This is a genomic window from Bradyrhizobium sp. Ce-3 (assembly GCF_022835695.1).
In the GTDB taxonomy this organism is placed as follows: Bacteria; Pseudomonadota; Alphaproteobacteria; order Rhizobiales; family Xanthobacteraceae; genus Bradyrhizobium.
The window spans coordinates 618,141-641,015 of record NZ_BQUV01000002.1; the positions used below are offsets into that span (position 1 = coordinate 618,141).

Below are 22,875 nucleotides of genomic sequence, written 5' to 3' on the forward strand. Positions count from 1 at the left end.
CTTCAATGTCCGTTGGATGGCGTCGTCAGATCGACCGGCTTGATGATCAGGGCAAGCGGGATCATGACAAGGCCGATAATCGAAAGCATCCAGAACACATCGATATAGGCGAGAAGATCGACCTGCCGCTGCACGGTCTGGCCGACCCAGGCAATCGCCTGCGCCGCGGCATCCGAAGCATTCGACCCCTGCGACTGGAAGTAGCGCGTCATCGCGTCGATGGTCTGCTGATACCCGAGATCGGACGGCGCGGCGTGCTCGATCAGACGGCTCTGGTGGAATTGCTGGCGCTGCGCCAGCGCCGTTTGCGCCAGCGCGACGCCCATCGACCCGCCGATGTTGCGCGCGACGTTGATCAGCGCCGAGGCCTGGTTGGTCTTGTCCGGTGGCACACCGTCATAGGATGCCGTCGTGACCGGCAGGAACAGGAACGGAAGTCCTGCGGAGAGGAAGATGCGCGCCAGCGCGGCGTAGCCATAGGTGATGTCGCCATTCAGCCCGGTTAGATGCCACATCGAGAATGCGACGATGCAGCCGCCGATCGCGATCAGGTATTTCGGCTGCACCCGACTGACGAGGCTGCCGACCACCGGCATCAGGATCAGCGTCACGATGCCGCCGGGCGACAGCGCGAGCCCGGCAAGCAACGCGGTGTAGTTCAGCTCGGTCTGCAAGAACTGCGGCAGCAGCTGTGTCGACGAGATCAGCACCGCTCCGGTGCACAGCATCACCAGGAAGCACGATCCGAATTGGCGACGTCCCAACAGGCGGAGGTCGACGATCGGATCCTTGCGCGTCAGCTCCCAGGGGATCAGCGCGATCAGGCAGACCGCCGACGCCAGCGCGAAGCCTGTGATCATGCCGGAGCCGAACCAGTCCTTGCGCTGGCCCTCGTCGAGCACGAATTCGAGCGAGCCGAGCCCGATCGCGACCAGCATGAAGCCGATATAGTCGACGCGCAATCCGTCCTTGAGCAACTCCTTGCGTTCCTGTTCGGCGCCGGATGGCTCCTTGATCAGTGTTCCGACCAGGAACAGCGAGATCAAGCCCATCGGCACGTTGATCAGGAAGATCCAGTGCCAGGTGTAGGTGTCGGTGATCCAGCCGCCGAGCGTCGGTCCGATCACGGGAGCAACCACCACAGCGACGCCGTAGATCGCAAACGCCTGGCCGCGCTTGGCCGGCGGAAAGGAGTCGGCGAGGATCGCCTGCTCGCTGGTTGCCATGCCGCCGCCGCCAAGGCCTTGGATGATCCGGAACAGGACCAGCGCCTCGAGGCTCCAGGCCATTCCGCAGAGCAGCGAGGCGAATGCGAAGGTGCCGACGCAGATCATGTAGAAGCGTTTGCGGCCGATCACGGTCGAGAGCCAGCCCGAGATCGACAGCACGATGGCATTGGCGACGAGATAGCTGGTGATGACGTAGGTGCTCTCGTCGATGCCGACCGCGAGGCTGCCTGCGATATGACGCAGGGCCACGTTGGCGATCGTGGTGTCGAGCACCTCCATGAAGGTCGCGATCGAGACCACGAAGGCAATCAGATAGGGATTGTGCCCGCCGGCAGCCGAACGCTCCGGCGACCAGGCGGCGCCGCCTGCCGTGGCGTCGCTCATCGCACCCTGGTCCAGGGCACGACCGACATGCCCGGCCCGACCGGCACATCATCAGGCCAGTTGTCGACCACGATCTTCACGGGGACGCGTTGCACGACCTTGACGAAATTGCCGGTCGCGTTCTCCGCCGGCAGCAGGCTGAACGCGGTGCCCGATCCCGGCTGAACCGAGGCCACGTGACCGGTGAGCTTGCGCCCCGGATAGGCATCGATCCTGATCTCGACCGGCTGTCCCGGCCGCATGTCCGTCAGCTGCGTTTCCTTGTAATTGGCGGTGATCCAGACCTCGTCGGGAACGAGCATCATGACGCTCTGCGCCGGCGCAACAAAGGTGCCGACCGCGCCGCTCAGTTTGACGACGCGTCCCGACTGCGCCGCGACGATGCCGGTGTATTGCAGGTTCAATTCGGCCTGATCGAGCTGGGTCTGCGCCTGCTCCCGCGATGCCTTGCTGCTTTTGAGCTGAGCCTCGAGCGTTTTGACGCCGAGTTCGGCCGCGGTCACCGCCGTCCTGGCACGGCTGGCATTGGCCTGCTGGGCGTCGAGATCCGAGTGCGTCTGCTGCTGCCGCTGCACGGTGCCCGCCCCTTTGTCGACGAGGTCTTGCGCACGGGCGGCCTCCTGCTCGGCAAATTTCAATTGTGCGTCGGCTTGTTGCGCTTGCGCCTTGGCTTCCTTTATCTGCTCCTGCTGGCTGTCGATCTGCGCCTGGACGTTGGCGATATTGGCTTCGGCGACCGCGACCTGGGCGTTGGCCTGGTCGACCGATATCTTGTAGTCGCGCTCGTCGATCCGCGCGAGCAGATCGCCGGCATTGACGTGCTGGTTGTCGGTGACCGGAACCTCGACGACATAACCGCCGACCTTGGCGGCTACGGCAAAGCTGCGCGCGGCCACGAACGCGTCATCGGTCGATTCATAGTGGCGGATGTTGAGCCAATAGGCCCCGCCACTGACGAGTGCGAGCAGCAGCAGGCAAACGCCGGCCGTCGCGAGGATCCAGTGTTCGCGCAAACGGTCGCGCATCGACGGCTTGCGCTCGGTCTGCTGCTGCGATGAGGCCATTTGGTCCGGCCGCGACGTCTGCTCGGGGGCGCGCTCAGGCTCGCGCGGCTTCTCCGCGGACGGCCCGCGCTCTCGGGTTTGGGCATCCACGGCAGCACCTCAAGCTACGTACGGGAGCGATCAGCCCTCGTTAACCGCAGCGTCCGGCGCTTGGTTCCTGTTTCGGTGGGATGCGCTACACGGCCCTGGAACTGACCATCGGCTTGTGCTCCACGGCCGACGGTTCGCGGAACGCCGGCGTGTCCCCGACAAGCGCCTTGAGCGGAACCGTGAGCCGGCATATCAAACCCTCGGCGCGCCAATCGAAGTCGGCCTGTCCGCCGAGCTGGGTCTCGATGCTGGCGATCACGCTCCTGGTGCCGAATCCTTTCTGCTTCGGCTTGGTCACCGGAGGCCCGCTGGATTCCACCCAGGCCAGGATCAGCGTATCGTCGTGCACTTCCCAGGTGATTGCGAGCCGGCCTGACAGCACCGACAGGCTGCCGTATTTGGCGGAGTTGGTGACGAGCTCGTGCAACGCCAGCGCCAGAGTCTGCGCGGTCGCGGGTTGCAGCTGCACCTCCGCGCCCTCGATCTGGATCTGCCCGGCCTCGGAATAAGGCGCGATCTCTTCGGTCACCAGCCGCCGGATCTCGGCGCCCTGCCAGCTCGACAACGACAGCACGGTGTGGACGCGCGCCAGCGCCGTGATGCGGCCTTCGACCGCCCGCACATAGGCGGTCACGTTCTGCGCCCGCGTCAGCCGCACGATCGACTGCGCCAGCGCGAGCGCGTTCTTGGCGCGATGGTCGACCTCGCGGGTCAGCAGGCTCTGCCGCTCCTCGGCCTTCTTGCGGTCGGTGATGTCGACGGTGACCCCGCTCACCCGCACCACCCTGCCGCTTCTGTCGCTGGTGGCCGCGGCTGTGCCGACACACCAGCGTATCTCGCCGTCCGGTCGCACGACGCGGAATTCCGCCTCATACGAGGTGTGGCCGTTGCCGAAACCGGTCCAGCCCTGCCGGAGTTGCTCGACATCGTCGGGGTGAAACCGCGCCTGGATATTGTCTGATGTCAGCGCGAAGGATTTCGGATCGACGCCGAAGATCTTGTATTGCCCCTCGTCCCACATCCAGTCGCCGTTGACCCAGTCCCAGTCCCACGAGCCCATCTTGCCCGCGGCGATCGCCATGCTGCGGCGCGCCTCGCTCTCGACCAGCCGCGTGGTCGACTGTTCGAGTTCCGCGGTGCGCGCACGCACCCGGTCCTCGAGCTCGGCATTGAGGCGTTCGAGCTGCCGTGTCTTGCGGTAGAGCTCGGCGAATACGCGGATCTTGGCGCGCAGCACTTCCGGCACGACCGGCACCGGGACGTAGTCGACCGCGCCCATCTCGTAGCCGCGCAGGCGATCGATATCGCTGACCTGTATCGCCGAGATGAAGATCATCGCGGTCTTCTGGAAACGCGGATGCTCGCGGATCATGGCCGCCAGCTCGAAGCCGTCGAGCTCGGGCATGCAGACGTCGACCAGGATGACCGCGACTTCGTTCTTGAGCAGGAACTCGAGCGCTTCGCGGCCCGACGAGGCCGCGACGAGCGTCTCGCCGAGCTCCTTCAGGATGACCTCATAGGCCAGCAGCTTCGCCGGTTGGTCATCGACCAGAAGGATGTTTACCTTTTCTTGGTCCATCATGTTCGATCGCCGATCAGCGGTGCAGCCACATGCGGATCGCCAGCAGCAGTTGCTCGGTGTTCACGGGTTTCGCCAGATAGTCGGACGCGCCTGCTTCCAGGCATTTCTCGCGGTCGCCCTTCATCGCCTTCGCCGTGAGCGCGATGATCGGCAGCCGCGCGAAGGCGGGATTTTGCCGGATAGCGCCGATGGTCTGGTAACCGTCCATCTGCGGCATCATGATGTCCATCAGCACGATCGCAATCTTCGGATTGGATTCGACCAGCGAGATCGCCTCGTGACCGGTTGTCGCAGTCAACACCTTCATACCTCGACGCTCAAGCACGCTCGACAGCGCGAAGATGTTGCGGGCGTCGTCGTCGACCAGCAGCGCGGTCTTGCCAATCAGATCCTCATCGGAACTATTGAGCTTCTCCAGCATCCTCTGTTTTGCGACGGGCAATTCCGTGATCACACGGTGCAGGAACAGTGACGTTTCGTCGAGCAGGCGTTCCGGCGACTCGACACCCTTGACGACGATGCTGCGCGCCATCGTGTGCAGTTCCGCGTCCTCTTCGGCCGAAAGTTCCCGGCCCGTAAACACGACAACGGGAATATTGGAGAGCGTCTCGTCCTTGCGGATCTGATCCAGCACCTCGAAACCGCTCATGTCGGGCAGCCGCAGATCGAGCACGACGCAGTCGCACGGATTTTCGCGCAACGTCGACAGCGCCCCTGCTCCGGTACTGCTGGTCACGATCTCGATATCCTCGTGGCCGAGCAATTCGGTGATACTGAGCTGCTCCGCCGCATTGTCCTCCACGATCAGCAGGCGCTTGCGGCGTGGCCTGGCATATTCCTTGATCTGCGACAGCGCCGCGCTGACGCCCTCGGTCGTGGTCGGCTTGTTGACGAAGGAGAAGGCGCCGCGCGCCAGCGCGTGTTGCCGGTCCTCGTCCAGCGTAATGATCTGGACCGGAATGTGACGGGTCAGCGGATTGTGCTTGAGCTGGCTCAGCACGGTCCAGCCGAGCATGTCAGGCAGGAAGACGTCGAGCGAGACCGCGCTCGGCTGGAACTGCTTGGCGAGATCCAGCGCCTCGGCGCCGCGGCTGGCGACCAGGACCTTGAAGCCCTTGTCGCGTGCCAGATCGATCAGCACCCGCGCGTAGTGCGGGTCGTCCTCGACGATCAGGAGGATGGTGTCGCCGGGTTCGAGATTGAGCCGGTCGTCCGCAAGCTGCTCGATGACGCGCTCCTGCGCACTAGACGCCTGCAGCGATGGCGCCGCGGTATGCGGCATCGGGAGCGGCAGTGCCTGCGGGCGCAACGCGGCCGACGGCCCGGCATATTTCAGCGGCAGATAGAGCGTGAAGGTCGAGCCCTTGCCAGGCGCGCTGCGCAGATGGATCTCGCCGCCAAGCAGGCCGGCCAACTCGCGGCTGATCGCCAGTCCAAGACCCGTGCCGCCATATTTGCGGCTGGTGCCGGCATCGGCCTGCTGGAACGCCTCGAAGATCAGCTTCTGCTTGTCCTGGGGAATGCCGATGCCGGTATCCGACACTTCGAACGCGACGACGGCGGGCGCAGCATTGAGGATTGGATGCTCCACGCTCCAGCCGCCGAGCGCAGCCGACACGGTCAGGCTGACGCCGCCTTCCGCGGTGAACTTGAATGCGTTCGACAGCAGGTTCTTCAAGACCTGCTGCAGCCGCTTGGAGTCGGTCACCATGCTGCGCGCAAGATTGGCGTCGACATCGACGCTGAACGACAGGTGCCGGTTCTCCGCCTCGTGCCGGAACGGCCGCCCGACGGTCTCGAGCAGGCTCGAGGTCAGGATTTCCTCGGCGTCGACCGTCACGGTGCCGGACTCGATCTTCGACAGATCGAGGATGTCGCTGATCAGGTTCAACAGATCGGTGCCGGCGCCGTGAATGGTGCGGGCGAATTCGACCTGCTTGCCGGTCAGATTGCCGTCCGGATTCTCGGTGAGCTGCTGCCCGAGGATCAGGATCGAGTTCAGCGGCGTCCGCAGCTCGTGCGACATGTTGGCGAGGAATTCGGACTTGTACTTCGAGGTCAGCGACAGCTCGGTCGCCTTCTCCTCCAGCGCGCGGCGGGCCTGCTCGATTTCCTGGTTCTTGCGCTCGACGTCGACGTTGCGTTCGGCGAGCTGCTGGGCCTTCTGCTCGAGCTGATCGTTGGTCTGCTGCAATTCCCTCTGCTGGGTCTGAAGCTCGCCGGCGAGCGTCTGCGACTGCTTGAGGAAGGCCTCGGTCTGCATCGTCGCCTCGATACTGTTGAGCACGATGCCGATGCTATCGGTCAGCTGTTCGAGGAAGGTGATCTGCGAGGTCGTGAACGACGAGATCGAGGACAGCTCGATCACCGCCTTGACCTGGTTTTCGAACAGCACCGGAAAGACGACGAGATTCTTCGGCATGATCCGCATCAGCGCCGAATTGATCGGCACCGCATCGCCGGGAATATCCGAGACGAGGCGCTGGCGCTTGTCGAGTGCGCACTGGCCGATCAGCCCCTCGCCGAATTGGACGATCTGCGGATGCGGATTGCTGCTGTCGCCGGCATAGGCCGACAGCAGGCGCAACTGCGCATTCTCGGGATTGTCGACCTGGTAGATCACGCCCATATGCGCGTTGATCAGCGGCGCAAGTTCCGTCAGCAGCAGGCGGCCGACGGTCGCAAGATCGCGCTGACCCTGCAGCATGTTGGTGAAGCGCGCCAGATTGGTCTTCAGCCAGTCCTGCTCGGTGTTGCGCTCCGTGGTGAGACGGAGGTTGCCGATCATCGTGTTGATGTTGTCCTTCAGCTCGGCGACCTCGCCGCGCACGTCGACCTGGATCGAGCGCGTCAAGTCGCCCTTGGTCACCGCGGTTGCCACTTCGGCGATCGCGCGGACCTGGGAGGTCAAATTGGCCGCGAGCAGGTTGACGTTGCCGGTGAGGTCCTTCCAGGTACCGGCGGTGCCGGGCACGTTGGCCTGACCGCCGAGCCGTCCCTCGACGCCGACCTCGCGTGCCACGCTGGTGACCTGTTCGGCGAAGGTCGCGAGCGTCTCGGTCATGTTGTTGATGGTGTCGGCGAGCGCGGCCACCTCGCCCTTCGACTTCACGGTCAGGTTCTGCTTCAGGTCGCCGTTGGCGACCGCGGTCACCACCTTGACGATGCCGCGCACCTGCTCGGTCAGGTTCGCCGCCATGACGTTGACGGTGTCGGTGAGGTCCTTCCAGGTGCCGGCCACGCCGGGCACCTCGGCCTGGCCGCCGAGCCTGCCTTCGGTGCCGACTTCGCGCGCCACGCGCGTCACCTCGCCGGCGAAGGCGTTGAGCTGGTCGACCATCGTGTTGATGGTGTTCTTCAGCTCGAGGATTTCGCCCTTCACGTCGACCGTGATCTTGCGCGACAGGTCGCCGCGCGCCACGGCCGTGGTCACTTCCGCGATGTTGCGGACCTGGGTGGTCAGGTTCGCGGCCAACAGGTTGACGTTGTCGGTCAAGTCCTTCCAGGTGCCGCCGACGCCGGGCACCACGGCCTGGCCGCCGAGCCGGCCTTCGGTGCCGACCTCGCGTGCCACGCGGGTCACCTCGGCGGCGAACGAGCGCAGCTGCTCGACCATCGTGTTCAGGGTGTCCTTGAGCAGCAGGATCTCGCCGCGCACGTCCACCGTGATCTTCTTCGACAGGTCGCCGCCGGCGATCGCGCTCGCCACCTCGGCGATGTTGCGGACCTGCGCCGTCAGGTTCGACGCCATGAAGTTGACGTTGTCGGTCAGGTCCTTCCAAGTGCCGGCGACCCCTGGCACCTCGGCCTGGCCGCCGAGCTTGCCTTCGGTACCGACTTCGCGCGCCACGCGCGTCACCTCGCCGGCGAAGGCGTTGAGCTGGTCGACCATCGTGTTGATGGTGTTCTTCAGCTCGAGGATTTCGCCCTTCACGTCGACCGTGATCTTGCGCGACAGGTCGCCGCGCGCCACCGCGGTCGTCACCTCGGCGATGTTGCGGACCTGCGCCGTCAAATTGCCGGCCATCGAGTTGACGTTGTCGGTCAGGTCCTTCCAGGTGCCGGCGACGCCGGGCACGTTGGCCTGGCCGCCGAGGCTGCCGTCGGTGCCGACCTCGCGCGCCACGCGCGTCACCTCGCCCGCAAAGCGGTTGAGCTGATCGACCATGGTATTCAGGGTTTGCTTCAGCTGCAGGATCTCGCCGCGCACGTCGACCGTGATCTTGCGCGACAGGTCGCCGCCGGCGATCGCGGTCGCGACTTCGGCGATGTTGCGGACTTGGGCCGTCAGGTTGCCGGCCATCGAGTTGACGCTGTCGGTCAGATCCTTCCAGGTGCCGGCGACGCCGGGCACCTCGGCCTGGCCGCCGAGCTTGCCGTCGGTGCCGACCTCGCGCGCCACGCGCGTCACCTCGCCGGCGAAGGCGTTGAGCTGGTCGACCATGGTGTTCAGCGTTTCCTTCAGCTGAAGGATTTCGCCCGACACGTTCACGGTGATCTTCTTCGACAGGTCGCCCTTCGCCACCGCGGTCGCGACTTCGGCAATGTTGCGGACCTGCGCGGTCAGGTTCGAGGCCATCGAGTTGACGCTGTCGGTGAGATCCTTCCAGGTGCCGGCGACGCCGCGCACTTCGGCCTGGCCGCCGAGCTTGCCCTCGGTGCCGACTTCGCGCGCCACGCGCGTCACTTCGCCGGCAAAGGCGTTGAGCTGGTCCACCATGGTGTTGATGGTGTCCTTCAGCTCGAGGATTTCGCCGCGCACGTCGACCGTGATCTTCTTCGACAGGTCGCCATTGGCGACCGCGGTGGTGACGCCCGCGATGTTGCGGACCTGCGCGGTCAGATTCGAGGCCATGAAGTTGACGTTGTCGGTGAGATCCTTCCAGGTGCCGGCGACGCCGAGCACGTTGGCCTGGCCGCCGAGCTTGCCTTCGGTACCGACCTCGCGCGCCACGCGCGTCACTTCGGAGGCGAAGGCATTGAGCTGGTCGACCATGGTGTTGAGGGTTTCCTTCAGCTGAAGGATCTCGCCGGACACGTTGACCGTGATCTTCTTGGAGAGGTCGCCGCCGGCGATCGCGGTCGCGACGTCGGCGATGTTGCGGACCTGCGCGGTCAGGTTCGACGCCATGAAGTTGACGTTGTCGGTCAAATCCTTCCAGGTGCCGGCGACGCCGGGCACCTGGGCCTGGCCGCCGAGCTTGCCTTCGGTGCCGACTTCGCGCGCCACGCGGGTCACTTCCGAGGCGAACGAGTTGAGCTGGTCGACCATCGTGTTGATGGTGTCCTTGAGCTCGAGGATTTCGCCTGACACGTCGACCGTGATCTTGCGCGACAGGTCGCCGCGCGCCACCGCCGTGGTCACGTTGGCGATGTTGCGGACCTGGGCGGTCAGGTTGCCGCACATCGCGTTCACCGAGTCGGTCAGATCCTTCCAGGTGCCGGCGACGCCGGGCACGATGGCCTGGCCGCCGAGCTTGCCGTCGGTGCCGACCTCGCGGGCCACGCGCGTCACTTCCGAGGCGAACGAACGCAGCTGATCGACCATCGTGTTGATGGCTTCCTTGAGCTGCAGGATCTCGCCGCGGACGTCGACCGTGATCTTCTTCGACAAGTCGCCATTGGCGACCGCGATCGTCACCTCGGCGATGTTGCGGACCTGGCCGGTCAGATTGTTGGCCATCGAATTGACGCTCTCGGTCAGGTCCTTCCAGACGCCGGTCACTTCCGGCACCTGGGCCTGGCCGCCGAGCTTGCCCTCGGTGCCGACTTCGCGGGCGACGCGCGTGACCTCCGAGGTGAACACCGAGAGCTGCTTGATCATCGTGTTGACGATGTTCGCCGACTGCAGGAATTCACCGCGCAGCGGCCGGCCCTCGACGTCGAGCTGCACGGTCTGCAGCAGGTCGCCCTGCGCCACCGCGGCGACTGCGCGGGTGACCTCGCGGGTCGGCCACAGCAGGTCGTCGATCAGCGTGTTGACCGAGCTTTCCATGTCGGCCCAGGCGCCACTGGCGAGGCCGAAATTGACGCGCTGGCGGGTCTGTCCCTCGCGGCCGACGACCTGTCCGACGCGCGCCAATTGCTGCGCCATGCGCTCGTTGGCGGCGGCGATCTCGTTGAAGGCGTCCGCGATCTTGCCGTCGATCCCGAGATAATCGCCGCGCATCCGGACCGAGAAATCGCCACCGCGCATCGCCTGCAGCGACTGCAGCAGGTCGTGCGAGGAATCGAGACTTCCGTTCGATGATTGGGCGCGGCGTGTATCAGCACGGGGACGAGGCGGCGAACCGAGATCGGTCATGGAATTTCCCCTACGCGCTGGCAACGAATCCAAGGACTCGGAAAAGCCAGTGCGACCATAAGAATGACTGCCCTTGATCTATTCAAGCGGGAAAACGCCAAAACCGCGATTTGTGACGCAAACCGAGGGGCTTAATCGCGGATGGAACCAAAAGTTCCAATCTGCATTGGAACTTTTTCCGGCTGGCGTAGGCCGTTCGTATGGCTAGGTCGTCTCGGGCGCCCGTGACCCTATTGGAACATTGGCCTTCCCGGAACGTTCCCGGCGCTGGCAGGATTGGTGATGGTTAAAAAATCAGACCAGCTCAAGCGGGGCATTTTCGAGAGCGAGCGCAGATTCCGGCTGTTGGCCGGAGGGGCCATCGACTGTGCGATTTGCACCCTCGCCTCCGACGGGCGGGTGATCCACTGGAACAAGGGCGCCGAGCGCATCACCGGCTATCCGGCCAAGGCAATCCTCGGCAAGCACTTCTCGGTCTTCTACCCCGAAGAGGATCGCGCATCGGGGCTTCCCGCGAAAGCGCTGCAGATGGCGCGCAAGGAAAAGCACGCCGAGGCCGAAGGCTGGTGCATCCGCAAGGACGGATCGCAATTCTACGCCTCGGTCCTCATCGATCCGATTTACGAGAAGCGCAAGCTGGCCGGCTACGCGATGGTCACCCGCGACATCAGCGAACGCCGGCAGGCGCGCGCGGAGCTCGAGGCCAGCGAAAGCCAGTTCCGCCTGCTGGTGGGCAATGTCACCGACTACGCGCTGTACATGTTGACGCCGGCCGGCATCGTCGCCAACTGGAACGCCGGCGGCGAGCGCATCAAGGGCTATTCGCCCGCCGAGATCATCGGCCAGAGCTTCGCGCGCTTCTACACGCCCGCCGACCAGGCGTCAGGCAAGCCGGCCCGCGCGCTCAGGATCGCGGAAGAGACCGGGCACTACGAGGAGGACGGCTGGCGGGTCCGCAAGGACGGCTCGTTCTTCTGGGCCAGCGTGGTGATCGATCCGATCCGCGACAGCGACGGCAACCTGGTCGGCTTTGCCAAGATCACGCGGGATATTTCCGAGCGGCGCGAGGCGCAGCAGAAGCTCGAGCAGGTGCAGCGCCAGCTCGCGGAATCGCAGAAGATGGATGCGCTGGGCCAATTGACCGGCGGCGTCGCGCACGACTTCAACAACCTCTTGATGATCATTTCCGGTAATTTGCAACGGATCAAGCGTGAGGTGACGAGCGAGCGCGGCCGGCTCGCGCTCAGCGCCATCGAGACCGCATCCGAGCGCGCCGCTTCGCTGACCGGCCAGCTGCTCACCTTTGCGCGCCGCCAGAGCGTCAACCCGCAGACCATCGATGTCACCGACAGGATCACTGCGGTGCGTGAAGTGCTGAGCAGCGCACTCGGCGGCGCGATCAAGCTGAACATCGAGATCGAGCCGGATCTCTGGCCGGTCTTCGTCGACCCGAACGAATTCGAGACCGCGCTGATCAACCTTGTCGTCAACGCGCGCGACGCGATGACCAATGGCGGCACGCTGACTGTCGCAGCCCGCAACGTCCCGGCAACCGCCGAGGTCGCCGTCAGCGTGGCCGATACCGGAGAAGGCATCCCCCAGGATGTGCTGAGCAGGGTGTTCGACCCGTTCTTCACCACCAAGCCGGTCGGCAAAGGGACCGGCCTCGGGCTGTCCCAGGTCCACGGCTTCGCGCATCAGGCCGACGGCCGGATCGAGATCGCGAGCACGCTCGGCAAGGGCACGACGGTCACCATCCACTTCCCGCGCGGGACCGCGACCGCAACGGAGGCGCCGGAGGGCCACAGCGTGCGTGGCTCCGCCACCATCCTGCTGATCGAGGACAATCCGGCCGTCGCCGACGCGAGCACAGGCCTGCTCGAGCAGCTTGGCTACACCGTGCGCTGGGCCCCGAACGCGGAGGCTGCCTTGTCGGAAATCGACGCCAACGGCATCGATCTGGTGTTCAGCGACATCGTGATGCCCGGCCGGATGGATGGGCTGAAGCTGGCGCGCGCGATCCGCGACCGGAAGCCCGAACTGCCGATCCTGCTGACGACAGGCTACAGCGAGAGTGCGCGTGACGTGCGGTCGGACTTCCCGGTCCTGCGCAAGCCGTACCGGATCCATGATCTCAGCCGCGAACTCTCGAAGTTGACGGGGCGAGATCCCGCCGGTGCGACAGGCCCGCCGTCAGCAGACGCCTCGAGCACGTTCGATTCCGCGGCGGGCGACGGTTCGGCCAAGCCAAAGGCGAAGGCCCGGTCCTAGGTTCAGACCGCTGGGCTAGCGATCCGCGGGCCAGGTTCGGCGCACCAATAGCACCCGTTCGATGCGGCTGCACTGTTCGCAGCGGTACTGAAGGATGTCCCTGCCGTCACCGCCCGGAGAGCTGCTCTCAAGCCGCATCGTCCTGATGCAGCCGACGCAGGAGATCAGCGTCAGCAACGGGCTGCGATCGTCATTCATCGATGCCCGCGGTGGCGCGGTCGGATCGGCGATCATGGCGCTGGGCGATGCTATGGTGTTGGCTCTCACTCCAAGAAAATGCTCATCCCGTGGGTCGGGTTCCCGCCGCGAAACCAGATTTGGGCGCGAGCCAAGGTGACGTGCCTGTCCGCTCGCGCGGGCCGATCAAACCCTTGCGTTGCCGTGGCCCGGCCTGAGCCTGCCCTTGTCCGATTTGACGGGCGCTGATTTGACGGGGGTCGGCTTTGCGGACGTCGGCTTGGCGGACGCGACGGGGCGATCCCCATAGGTGCGGCTCAGCCGCTCGCGAACCGTGGGGAGGCGCTCGCCGCCGCCGGCGGCCTTCCAGCGGCCGATCAGCTCGGCCACCTCGGCGCGCATCGCCATTAGCCGGTAGGACGCCTCGCTGCAGTCGAGGTCACGATTGACCTGATCCCTGATCGACGCCTCGACCAGCGTCATCTCGGCTCGCAACGTGCTGATCTTCCGTCGAATTTCATTGATCTTGTTGTCCATGGCTTGTTAGAACAAAAATAGAACATATTGTCAAGTCACGATCCAGCAAGCGAGGTGAGCGATGAGCATGGCAGCGGTGAAATTCGGCGGGGTTGCAGAGCGCCTTGGCGGGCTGATGACCCGCGGCCAGGCGCTACGGTTGAGGAGCCTCGCCGAGGAGGCCTATCAGCCGAACCAGTATGCGCGTGACCTGACCTCCGACGAGGCCGAACGGCGGATCGATGCCCTCAGGGCCGAGATCGCGCTGGCGGACTCTTTCTGACCGGCGCCCCCCTCACCGCGCCGGACACCCCTTTAAGGCTTTGATATAGCGGCGCAGCTAGTTCTGTTCCTGGTATTGCTGCCTGGTCCTGGGGGAGGCCTGACGTGCTGGAGCTGGAGAAGCGGTCGCCGCTTGCGTTCCCGATTACGCTGAAAGACGGGCGAACGCTCGCGACTGTTGGCGACGCTGCGGACTATCTGTCCACGCTGAGCATGGATCAGCGCGAGCGCGGCTACTGGAAGACGGCGATCATGATGTTCAACAACGCCATGCGCGAGCCGAGCTATCTGAGGATCGCGACGATGAACCTGCGCTCTGCCCTTGTGTATGACCGCCTCGTCGACGACCTCGGCCACTGATTGTGGCCTCGGTCCCTGATTGTGGTGTCGCGGCTACAGCCGAATCGGCGGTGATTGCGTAAGGCCCTGTTCGTTATGGCCGCAAACAAGGTAACGGCGGTACACGCGACGGCCGGGACGCGCAACGCGCTTTGGTCGTACTCTCGGGCCGCCTCGGAGGGCCAAGGCGGCCCATTTCTTTTCAAGGCAATCCTGTCTTTCAAAGCAATCTTGCGCGCACGAACAGCACCCGCAACGCGTTGGTTGCTTGCACCGTCAGCATGGCGTTACCAGCCGCGCGCTCCAGCGCACCCACGGCATCGTCGTGCAGTGCGCGGAACTCCATCCATTCGACGGCGCTCAGATTGCTGATGAAGCGGTAGGCCTGACCGACCGTCGCGAGCGTCACCGTCTCGCCGTTCAGCCGCACCTTGAATGTCGCCTTCAGCGGCGTGTCAGATTTGGAAACGTCAACCATGGCGCGGTTGTGCTCCGCAGCGCGTTAATGTCAATCTAATTTCTCTGCTTCCGCGCCGGTGCGTCGGCCCCACTGAATCGCAATGTCTGTTAGCGTTTCGTGGGGGTGATTCGTGCCTGATCTTGCCAACACAGCCTATCTCGATGCGCTCAATTCCGAGCAGCGCCGTGCGGTCGAGCACGGGGTCGGCAAGGATTGCATCGTCGGCGCGCCGCTGCTGGTGATCGCGGGCGCGGGCTCCGGCAAGACCAACACCCTCGCCCATCGCGTCGCGCATCTGATCGTCGCAGGCGCCGATCCGCGCCGCATCCTGTTGATGACTTTTTCGCGGCGCGCCGCCGCCGAGATGGCCGGCCGCGTCGAGCGGATCGCGCGGCGCGTGCTCGGCGATCGCGCCTCGGTCATGACCGACGCGCTGAACTGGGCCGGCACGTTCCACGGCATCGGCGCGCGGCTGCTCCGCGAGTTCGCCGAGCGGATCGCGCTCGATCCCGCCTTCACGATCCATGACCGTGAAGATTCCGCGGATCTGATCAACCTGGTTCGCCACGACCTCGGTTTCTCCCGCACCGAGAGCCGGTTCCCGACCAAGGGCACCTGCCTTGCAATCTATTCGCGCTGCGTCAATGCGGAGATGCCGATCGAGGCCGTGCTCGGCCAGTTCTTCCCGTGGTGCGCCGGCTGGGCCGGCGAACTGAAGCAGCTGTTCGCGGCCTATGTCGAAGCCAAGCAGCGCCAGAACGTGCTCGATTACGACGACCTGCTGCTCTACTGGGCGCAGATGGTGACCGACACAGGACTGGCCGAGGAGATCGGCGGCCGCTTCGACCATGTGATGGTCGACGAATATCAGGACACCAACCGCCTGCAGTCCTCCATCCTGCTCGCGCTCAAGCCTATGGGGCGCGGGCTCACCGTGGTCGGCGACGACGCGCAGTCGATCTATTCGTTCCGTGCCGCCACCGTGCGCAACATCCTCGACTTCCCGAGCCAGTTCAGCCCGGCCGCCGAGATCGTCACGCTCGACCGCAACTATCGCTCGACCCAGCCGATCCTCTCCGCCGCCAATGGCGTGATCTCGCTCGCGAAGGAACGCTTCACCAAGAACCTGTGGACCGACCGGACCTCGACCCGCAAGCCGCTGCTGGTCACGATTCGCGACGAGGCCGATCAGGCGCGCTACATCGTCGAGCAGGTGCTGGCCAACCGCGAGGAAGGTACGCTGCTCAAGCACCAGGCGGTGCTGTTCCGCACCTCCTCGCACAGCGGACCGCTCGAGGTCGAACTGACCCGCCGCAACATTCCCTTCGTGAAGTTCGGCGGGCTCAAATTTCTCGATGCCGCGCACGTCAAGGACATGCTGGCGCTGCTGCGCTTCACCGCCAATCCGCGCGACCGGGTCGCCGGCTTTCGTATCCTGCACCTGTTGCCCGGCGTCGGCCCGGCGTCAGCGCAGCGCGTGCTCGACCGCATGGCTGAGGCCGCCGATCCGATCGCAGCCCTCGTCGCGCTGCCCGCCCCGCCCCGCGCCGGCGCCGACTGGCGGCTGTTCGTCGAGGCGATCGAAAACCTCCGCTACTCGGAGTGGCCGGTCGATATCGAGCGCGCGCGGCTCTGGTACGAGCCGCATCTCGATCGCATCCACGAGGACAGCGAGGTCCGTCGCGCCGATCTCATTCAGCTCGAGCAGATCGCCGCCGGCTATCCGTCACGCGAACGCTTCCTCACCGAATTGACGCTCGATCCGCCCGATGCGACCAGCGACCAGGCCGGCGTGCCGCTGCTCGACGAGGATTACCTGATCCTGTCGACGATCCATTCCGCCAAGGGCCAGGAATGGAAATCCGTCCATGTGCTCAACGTCGTCGACGGCTGCATGCCCTCCGATCTCGGTACCGGTACCTCGGCCGAACTGGAGGAGGAGCGCCGCCTGCTCTATGTCGCGATGACCCGCGCCAAGGACGATCTGCATTTGCTGGTGCCGCAGCGCTTCTTCGTCCACGGCCAGGCCGCCAAGGGCGACCGCCACATGTACGCCTCGCGCACCCGCTTTATCCCGGAACGGTTGCTGCCGATGTTCGAGCGCACCACCTGGCCGCGCGCCGCCGCCGCGCAAGCCTCCTCCACCAGCCGTGCGCCGCCGATCGACATCGGTGCCCGGATGCGCGGCATGTGGCGCTGACGCCGGCCAAAAAATTTCTTGCTGACGACAGGAACGAACGGCCGGGCCTCGCGTTGAGCGGCTGTTCGTAATCGGCAAACGACCATCCCGACGGCTTCGGCGCGGTGTTCCGCGCTGGAGCCGTCTTTTTTGCGCCGCATCAATTCACGCAGGAAATAGTGTGACGGGCTGATCGAAGCCCTTCAGGGTGTAATCGGACCCGGCTGCCGTGATCATGTCGCGGGTTCGATCCCGCACCGCCGATGTCACCAGGATCTCGCCGGACTTCGCCGCGGCCTGCGCGCGTGCCGCGCGGTTGACCACCGTGCCGACGGCCGTCAGATCGCGATGGGTGTGGCCGAACTCGCCGAAATTGGTGTCGCCGCTGTCCATCCCGATCCCGATGCCGAGTTCGATGTCGCCGGCGCCGATCGTCCGCACCAGCGCGTCGTGCCTGTCCTGAAAGCGGCGCTGGATGTCGCGCGCGGCCAACAAGGCCTGCGCCGCATGATCGTCCCGCCGCACCGGGAAATTGAAGATCGCGAACACGGCGTCGCCGATCGTCTTGTTGAGGATCCCGTCATAGCGCCAGATCGCTGCGGCGCAGTCGTCGTAGAAGGCATCCAGCAGCGATGTCAGCCCGTCCTGCGCGATGGTCTGCGTCAGCGTGGTGTAGCCGCGCAAATCGGCGAACAGGATGGTGGTGTCGATGGTCACGGCGCGCGCCTTCATGATCTTCGAGAACGCCATCTCGCAGATCGTGCAGGTGTTCGGGTTCATGCGGCTCGGCCGGACGCCGAACAGGCGGAACGGCGCCGACAACGGACCGCGCAGCGGGATCGGCATGCGCAGGTTTTGCCAGCAGCCGAGGCAGATCGTTGCAGGTTCCGGAGTCATCGGCGTATCACCTGCTGTTGCAGCAGCGAAACCCGGGGCACGCTAGCACAGTCGATCATGGGCGTCCCCAACCGAGATTGCCGCGCTCAGGCGGTCGTCACGAAACTCAGTCCAATCCGCGTCTTCTTGCTCCAGACCACCTGGCATTCGTAAACGACCGAAGGGTCGCGAGCGGTCACGAGGCGGAATCTGTGCGGCACGAAGGCCGGATTCTCGACCTCGATGGCCGCCCCTTCCGGGGATATGTTCACGATCGTGCAATGCATGACCGAACCGCCCGACGAGACGTAGCCGGGCTCATTGACCTCGGTTCGCGGATGCCTGCGCTTTTCTTCCACCCGGCCTCCCCCGGCTTTGTTCACGCAAACGTGGGCGATCGGCATTGCGGGAGTCAACGGCTCCGGCGGCTCGCATCGGGCTTTCGCACCATGATTTGTTCGCGGCAGTCAGCCGAATTGCTTATCGCGTCCGTGCAGATGAGCCCCGCGTCGGCGCGGGCTTGTGGTTCGCGACGGCGCGAGGATAGCCTCTCGCCATGGGCGATGCGCCGGCGCAACGCACGCTCCTGACAACAACGAACAGGCGCCATTGGGGAGACGCGCGCCATGTTCGAGATTCTCGATCGCCGGACGACTCTGACCGGCAACCAGATCAAGATCCTTGCTGCGGCCATCATCGGCGATGCGCTGGAATTCTTCGACTACTTCCTGATCGGCTTCGTGCTCGCGTTCCTGATCGGGCCCTGGAAACTCACCTTTGGCCAATCGGCCACCGTGCTGATGAGTTCCGGCATCGGCGCCATCATCGGCGCCTATCTCTGGGGCTGGCTGGCCGACCGGGTCGGACGCCGCATCGTCTTCATCGGCACGGTGCTGAACTTCTCGATCGCGACCGGCCTGCTCTATTTCACGCCCGACAATGGCTGGGTTTATCTCGCGATCCTGCGCTTCTTCGTCGGCACCGGCGTCGGCGGACTTTATTGCGTGGACCTGCCGCTGGTGCAGGAGTTCATGCCCTCGCACAAACGCGGCTGGGTCGGCGGGCTCGTCACCTGCGTGATCCCGCTCGGCGTCGGTCTCGGCGCGGTGCTGGGCGCGATCATGGGCACCGATCAATGGCGGCTGCTGTTTGCGATCGGCGTGCTGCCGGCGGTCCTGGTGCTGCTGGTTCGGCTCTGGGTTCCGGAGTCGCCGCGCTGGCTGTGCCGGCAGGGACGCTATGACGAAGCCCGCAAGTCGCTCGCCTGGGCCCTGCAGGTCGAGCCGTCCGAGCTGCCCTTGCCGAGCGCGGCCGATGCCGGGCCGATCGTCAGGACCAGCTGGTTCGACCTGTTCAAATATCCGCGCAGCCTGATCGTGTCCTGGCTCGGCAATGCCGGTGCGCAGACCGGCGTCTACGGCATTACGCTCTGGGCGCCCGCGCTGTTCGTGCTGTTGCTCAAGGTGACGCCGCAGCAGGCCGCCAAGATGATGATCCTGCTCAGCATCACCGGCTTCCTCGGCCGCATCTCGTTCTCCTGGTTCTCGGAACTGCTGGGGCGGCGCGTCGCGGGCGGCCTGCTCGGCCTCGGCGCCGGCGCGCTGACGATCATCGCCGGCTATCACTACGACACGACACTGTTCGGGATGTCGGCGTTCTGGCTGCTGCTGGCCGCGGCGTTCTTCTTCGCCGACGGCGGTTTTGCCATCGTCGGCCCCTATGCCGCGGAGGTCTGGCCCTCGCATCTGCGCACCACGGGCATGGGATCGGCCTACGGTTTCGGCGGCATCGGCAAGATCATCGGGCCGGTCGGGCTTGCGCTGATCGTCGGCTCGAACAATTACCTCAAGCCGGATGTGCCGCTGACCCAGATCCCGACCGCCTTCGTCTATCTCGGCTGCTGGTTCCTGATGGCGGGCGCGGTGTATCTGTTCTTCGGGCTCGAGACCCGCGGCAAGTCGATCGAGCAGATCGACAGGGAACTGAACGCGGCGGCCGATGTCGCCGCCTCCACAACAACCATCCGGCGCGCCTGAAGGAGATCGACATGAGCGTGACGTCAGCCGATCTTGCCGGCGATCCTGAGGTGATCGCCCGCGCCGAGGCGATCAGGGACGCGGTGGCGGCCGCCTCCGACGATATCGAAACGACGCGCCGGCTGCCGCCCGAGCTGCTCGACCGGCTGCATGAGGCGCGGCTGTTCCGCCTGCTGCTGCCGCGATCGAGCGACGGGATCGAGACCGATCCCGTCACCTTCTTCCATGCCATCGAGACCATCGCCAAGGCCGATGCCTCGACGGCGTGGTGCCTGAGCCAGGCCGGCGGCTGCGCGATGTCGGCCGCCTATCTCGACCTGCCGGTGGCGCAGGAGGTGTTTGCCGACCCGCGCGCCGTGCTGGCGTGGGGGCCCGGCCCGAAGGTCAGGGCGGTCGAATGCGACGGCGGCTACCGCGTCAGCGGGGTCTGGTCGTTTGCCTCGGGCGGACGCCACGCCACCTGGCTCGGCGCCCACTGCCCGGTCTACGCCGCCGACGGATCGCCGCGGCGCGACGCCAATGGTGAGCAGGTCGAGCGCACCATGCTGGTGCGGACCGAAGACGTCGCATGGACCGACATCTGGAACACGGTCGGGCTGCGCGGCACCGCCAGCGACCAGTTCGCGCTCGACGACTTCTTCGTCCGTGCGGACCATTCGATCACCCGCGAGTTCGACCGCGAGTGCCGCGAGAATGGCCCGCTGTACCGGATGAGCAACCACACCTGCTATCAGATCGGCTTCGCCGGCGTTGCCTGCGGCATTGCCCGCAGCGCGCTGGACAATTTCGTCGACGTCGCCCGCAACAAGGTGCCGCGCGGCATGAAGAAGACGCTGCGCGATAACGCCGTGGTGCAGTCGGGCCTCGCCCAGGCCGAGGTCAATCTGCGCGCCGCCCGCGCCTTCCTGCTGCAGTCGATGGCCGACATCTGGAGGGATCTGGTCGCCGGCGACACCATCACGGTGGCGCAGCGCATGACGATCCGGATGGCGGCAACCCACGCCATCCACAAGGCGCGGGAGGCGGTCGACTTCGCCTACAACACGGCCGGCGCCACCGCGATCTTCGACGGCCATCCGCTCGAGCGCCGCTTCCGCGACATCCACACCGTGACCCAGCAATTGCAGGGCCGCTTCAGCCATTTCGAGACCGTCGGCGCCTGGATGCTCGGCGTCGAGGCCGACCTCAGCTTCGTCTGAACTCTCAAGGAGAACAACCATGCCATTGGGCGGACTACAGCATTTCACCATCGAACCGCAGGATCTGGAGAAGACCAGGGAGTTTTATTGCGACGTGCTCGGGCTCGAGAACGGCGATCGGCCGCCGCTCGATTTCCCTGGCTACTGGCTCTATTCCGGCGGTCAGGCCACCGTCCATTTAATGGGCACCCGCAAGCCGCGTGACGGCATCGTGGTGCGCGGCACCGAGAAGAAATATGACGACACCGGCCGCCTCGACCACATCGCCTTTGCCGCCAGCGATGTCGAGGGTGTGCGCAAACGCCTGCAGGCGAACAACATCAGCTTCCGCGAGCAGATCGTGCCGCGCACCGGAGACACCCAGATTTTCCTCTACGATCCCGACGGCGTCGGCGTGGAGTTGAACTTCCCGAAGAGTTGAGCCGGCCTCGCCGGATTGCCCCTGCTCGACGATTGGCTGGCGCATATCGCCGGCCAATTTTCATGTCGCGCAACGGGTTCCCGACATGGCCTAGACTCGGCCATCACTCGGGCGCGATATGGTCCGTTTTTCTTCAACATTGAATGACGAATTAACCGGGCCGCGCCGCTGCGGCAGAATAGCCGGGTGCTGCGCCTTTAACCTACCCCAGGGCATGGTGGCCCGGCTATTCGTCCCCACTTCGCCGTGCGCAGTTCAGTCGAGCCCGCGTTCGTGGCTGAGGCGGACCATTTCGTTGATGAAGATTTGTTTCTGCTTGTCGTCGAGGCTCGCATAAAGCGGCTCGGCGGCGTCGGCGACGCCGCGCTGATCGACTGCGCGATCATTGAGGAACTGGGCCTCGTTGCGCATCTGCTCGATGATGTCGTCGGGTGGATCGCGCTGCGCGCGCGCGATGCGCAGGTTGAGGCGGTCGGCGCCGTTGTGGCCGAGATAGTGCATCGCACTGTTGAAGCCGGCCCAGTTCTTCTCCTGCTCCGGCGTCAGGTTGAGCTCCTTCTTGATCCGATCGATGTTGGCGTCGCTGTTGGAGACGATCTGCTCGGCCGTGAGCTGCGGCGCGCCGGCCTGGGTCAGCACGGTCGGCGCCTGTTTCGCACCCTTGTCCTTGGCGCCGGCCTTGGTCGATTCCTTGGCCGATTTGGCGGCCTTGGCGCCCTGCTTGTCGCCTGACGCCGGGGCCTGTGCATTCTTGCCGTTGCCGGCATTGGGGCTGGCGTTGTTGGCATTGTTGCCGGTCAGCACCCCGGTGACGCCTGTCACCACGCCGACAACGCCGCCGATCGCGCCGCCCAGAACGCCGCCAACCGGCCCGGCGGCCTTGTTGCCCTCGCGCGCGCCTTTTTCAACACCCTGCACGATCTGCGCATCGACCATATGAGGCACTGCGAACAGTGTGACGGCGGCGGCCCCAACCGCGGCGCACAATCTCCATTGCGCTCGCAGCTTCGCAACCGGAATGAGCATGATCGGGTCTCCGTGATCGATGGTGGATGGCAGAACTGACGTGGGGGTAGGTTCGACGAATCCGGACTTTATCGTTTCCGGCTTCGGCGAGTCTATCGGTCGCGCCGGGCATCAACATGACGGAACATGGCTCGATCAGCTGGACCGGAAACCTGCGGCTCAACCGCGCACGGTGTGCAGGCGTGTCCGCGTCAAACCTCGCGTGCGTCGCAGCATGATCGAGGAAGTGCCGCTAACCACCCGCAACTGCGGCGAAGCTGACGACACTGCCTGCGATTTGACCACAACGTTAGTTCTACATGGCACGAGCATCTCGTTTCTCGACAGCAGCCGGCAATTCTGTTCTGATCAGTGGCAACGAAATCCCGCGACGCCGCGCGAACGCGACGCACAAAACAACAACGGGATGCAAAGTCTTTATCCGTCGGCTGCCAGGGAGG

Annotated in this window: 17 protein-coding genes; 7 read left to right on the top strand and 10 right to left on the bottom strand. The window is 65.1% G+C overall.

What is annotated here, in order from left to right:
• Positions 1 to 2 precede the first annotated feature (2 nt).
• The 4 genes from BRSPCE3_RS09330 to BRSPCE3_RS09345 all read right to left on the bottom strand — a co-directional run bounded on the left by BRSPCE3_RS09330 (position 3) and on the right by BRSPCE3_RS09345 (position 10,653).
• Positions 3 to 1,613, bottom strand: a complete 1,611-nt coding sequence (locus BRSPCE3_RS09330) for a DHA2 family efflux MFS transporter permease subunit (RefSeq protein WP_244065497.1) — start codon at positions 1,611 to 1,613, stop codon at positions 3 to 5.
• Complete coding sequence (locus BRSPCE3_RS09335) at positions 1,610 to 2,677, bottom strand: HlyD family secretion protein (RefSeq protein ID WP_375709879.1); 1,068 nt, start codon at positions 2,675 to 2,677, stop codon at positions 1,610 to 1,612. Before BRSPCE3_RS09335 ends, BRSPCE3_RS09330 begins: the two co-directional genes overlap by 4 nt.
• Before the next feature lie 175 nt (positions 2,678 to 2,852).
• Positions 2,853 to 4,346: a sensor histidine kinase gene (locus tag BRSPCE3_RS09340; protein WP_244065834.1), complete on the bottom strand. Its 1,494-nt coding sequence runs from the start codon at positions 4,344 to 4,346 to the stop codon at positions 2,853 to 2,855.
• Positions 4,347 to 4,362: 16 nt separating this feature from the next.
• Entirely contained in the window at positions 4,363 to 10,653 is a 6,291-nt protein-coding gene (locus BRSPCE3_RS09345; protein ID WP_375709880.1) for a HAMP domain-containing protein, read from the bottom strand.
• A 282-nt stretch (positions 10,654 to 10,935) separates the two neighbouring features.
• Between BRSPCE3_RS09345 and BRSPCE3_RS09350 the strand changes: the two genes are divergently transcribed.
• On the top strand, positions 10,936 to 12,924 hold the full coding sequence (locus BRSPCE3_RS09350; protein WP_244065499.1) for a PAS domain-containing sensor histidine kinase: 1,989 nt from the start codon (positions 10,936 to 10,938) through the stop codon (positions 12,922 to 12,924).
• Positions 12,925 to 12,939: 15 nt separating this feature from the next.
• Here BRSPCE3_RS09350 and BRSPCE3_RS09355 read toward each other — a convergent pair whose 3' ends face one another.
• Both BRSPCE3_RS09355 and BRSPCE3_RS09360 read right to left on the bottom strand, forming a co-directional pair.
• Positions 12,940 to 13,158 (bottom strand): hypothetical protein, encoded by a 219-nt coding sequence (locus BRSPCE3_RS09355; RefSeq protein WP_244065500.1) that lies wholly within the window; start codon positions 13,156 to 13,158, stop codon positions 12,940 to 12,942.
• Positions 13,159 to 13,287: 129 nt separating this feature from the next.
• Positions 13,288 to 13,638: a hypothetical protein gene (locus BRSPCE3_RS09360; protein ID WP_244065501.1), complete on the bottom strand. Its 351-nt coding sequence runs from the start codon at positions 13,636 to 13,638 to the stop codon at positions 13,288 to 13,290.
• 61 nt (positions 13,639 to 13,699) lie between these two features.
• On the opposite strand from BRSPCE3_RS09360, the gene BRSPCE3_RS09365 reads away from it, so the two are divergent.
• Positions 13,700 to 13,900, top strand: a complete 201-nt coding sequence (locus BRSPCE3_RS09365; RefSeq protein ID WP_244065502.1) for a DUF3072 domain-containing protein — start codon at positions 13,700 to 13,702, stop codon at positions 13,898 to 13,900.
• Positions 13,901 to 14,004: 104 nt separating this feature from the next.
• Positions 14,005 to 14,259 (top strand): hypothetical protein, encoded by a 255-nt coding sequence (locus BRSPCE3_RS09370; protein WP_244065503.1) that lies wholly within the window; start codon positions 14,005 to 14,007, stop codon positions 14,257 to 14,259.
• A gap of 199 nt (positions 14,260 to 14,458) precedes the next feature.
• Here BRSPCE3_RS09370 and BRSPCE3_RS09375 read toward each other — a convergent pair whose 3' ends face one another.
• A complete protein-coding gene (locus tag BRSPCE3_RS09375; RefSeq protein ID WP_244065504.1) occupies positions 14,459 to 14,716 on the bottom strand; it encodes a hypothetical protein in 258 nt (85 codons plus the stop codon).
• Between the two features lie 112 nt (positions 14,717 to 14,828).
• Here BRSPCE3_RS09375 and BRSPCE3_RS09380 point away from each other — a divergent pair, with 112 nt between their 5' ends.
• Positions 14,829 to 16,898 (top strand): ATP-dependent helicase, encoded by a 2,070-nt coding sequence (locus tag BRSPCE3_RS09380; RefSeq protein ID WP_244065505.1) that lies wholly within the window; start codon positions 14,829 to 14,831, stop codon positions 16,896 to 16,898.
• Between the two features lie 144 nt (positions 16,899 to 17,042).
• Here the strand turns inward: BRSPCE3_RS09380 and BRSPCE3_RS09385 are convergent, their stop codons facing one another.
• Entirely contained in the window at positions 17,043 to 17,774 is a 732-nt protein-coding gene (locus tag BRSPCE3_RS09385) for an adenylate/guanylate cyclase domain-containing protein (RefSeq protein ID WP_244065506.1), read from the bottom strand.
• An 86-nt stretch (positions 17,775 to 17,860) separates the two neighbouring features.
• Positions 17,861 to 18,157 (bottom strand): PilZ domain-containing protein, encoded by a 297-nt coding sequence (locus tag BRSPCE3_RS09390; RefSeq protein ID WP_244065507.1) that lies wholly within the window; start codon positions 18,155 to 18,157, stop codon positions 17,861 to 17,863.
• A 222-nt stretch (positions 18,158 to 18,379) separates the two neighbouring features.
• Between BRSPCE3_RS09390 and BRSPCE3_RS09395 the strand changes: the two genes are divergently transcribed.
• The 3 genes from BRSPCE3_RS09395 to BRSPCE3_RS09405 are packed head-to-tail and all read left to right on the top strand — an operon-like array spanning position 18,380 to position 21,409.
• The gene (locus tag BRSPCE3_RS09395) at positions 18,380 to 19,789 is read left to right on the top strand and encodes an MFS transporter (protein WP_244065508.1); all 1,410 of its coding nucleotides are present in this window, start codon (positions 18,380 to 18,382) and stop codon (positions 19,787 to 19,789) included.
• Between the two features lie 11 nt (positions 19,790 to 19,800).
• Positions 19,801 to 20,988 (top strand): acyl-CoA dehydrogenase family protein, encoded by a 1,188-nt coding sequence (locus tag BRSPCE3_RS09400; RefSeq protein ID WP_244065509.1) that lies wholly within the window; start codon positions 19,801 to 19,803, stop codon positions 20,986 to 20,988.
• 19 nt (positions 20,989 to 21,007) lie between these two features.
• Positions 21,008 to 21,409, top strand: a complete 402-nt coding sequence (locus BRSPCE3_RS09405; RefSeq protein ID WP_244065510.1) for a VOC family protein — start codon at positions 21,008 to 21,010, stop codon at positions 21,407 to 21,409.
• A gap of 255 nt (positions 21,410 to 21,664) precedes the next feature.
• Here BRSPCE3_RS09405 and BRSPCE3_RS09410 read toward each other — a convergent pair whose 3' ends face one another.
• The gene (locus BRSPCE3_RS09410) at positions 21,665 to 22,435 is read right to left on the bottom strand and encodes a Spy/CpxP family protein refolding chaperone (RefSeq protein WP_375709881.1); all 771 of its coding nucleotides are present in this window, start codon (positions 22,433 to 22,435) and stop codon (positions 21,665 to 21,667) included.
• Positions 22,436 to 22,875: the final 440 nt, after the last annotated feature.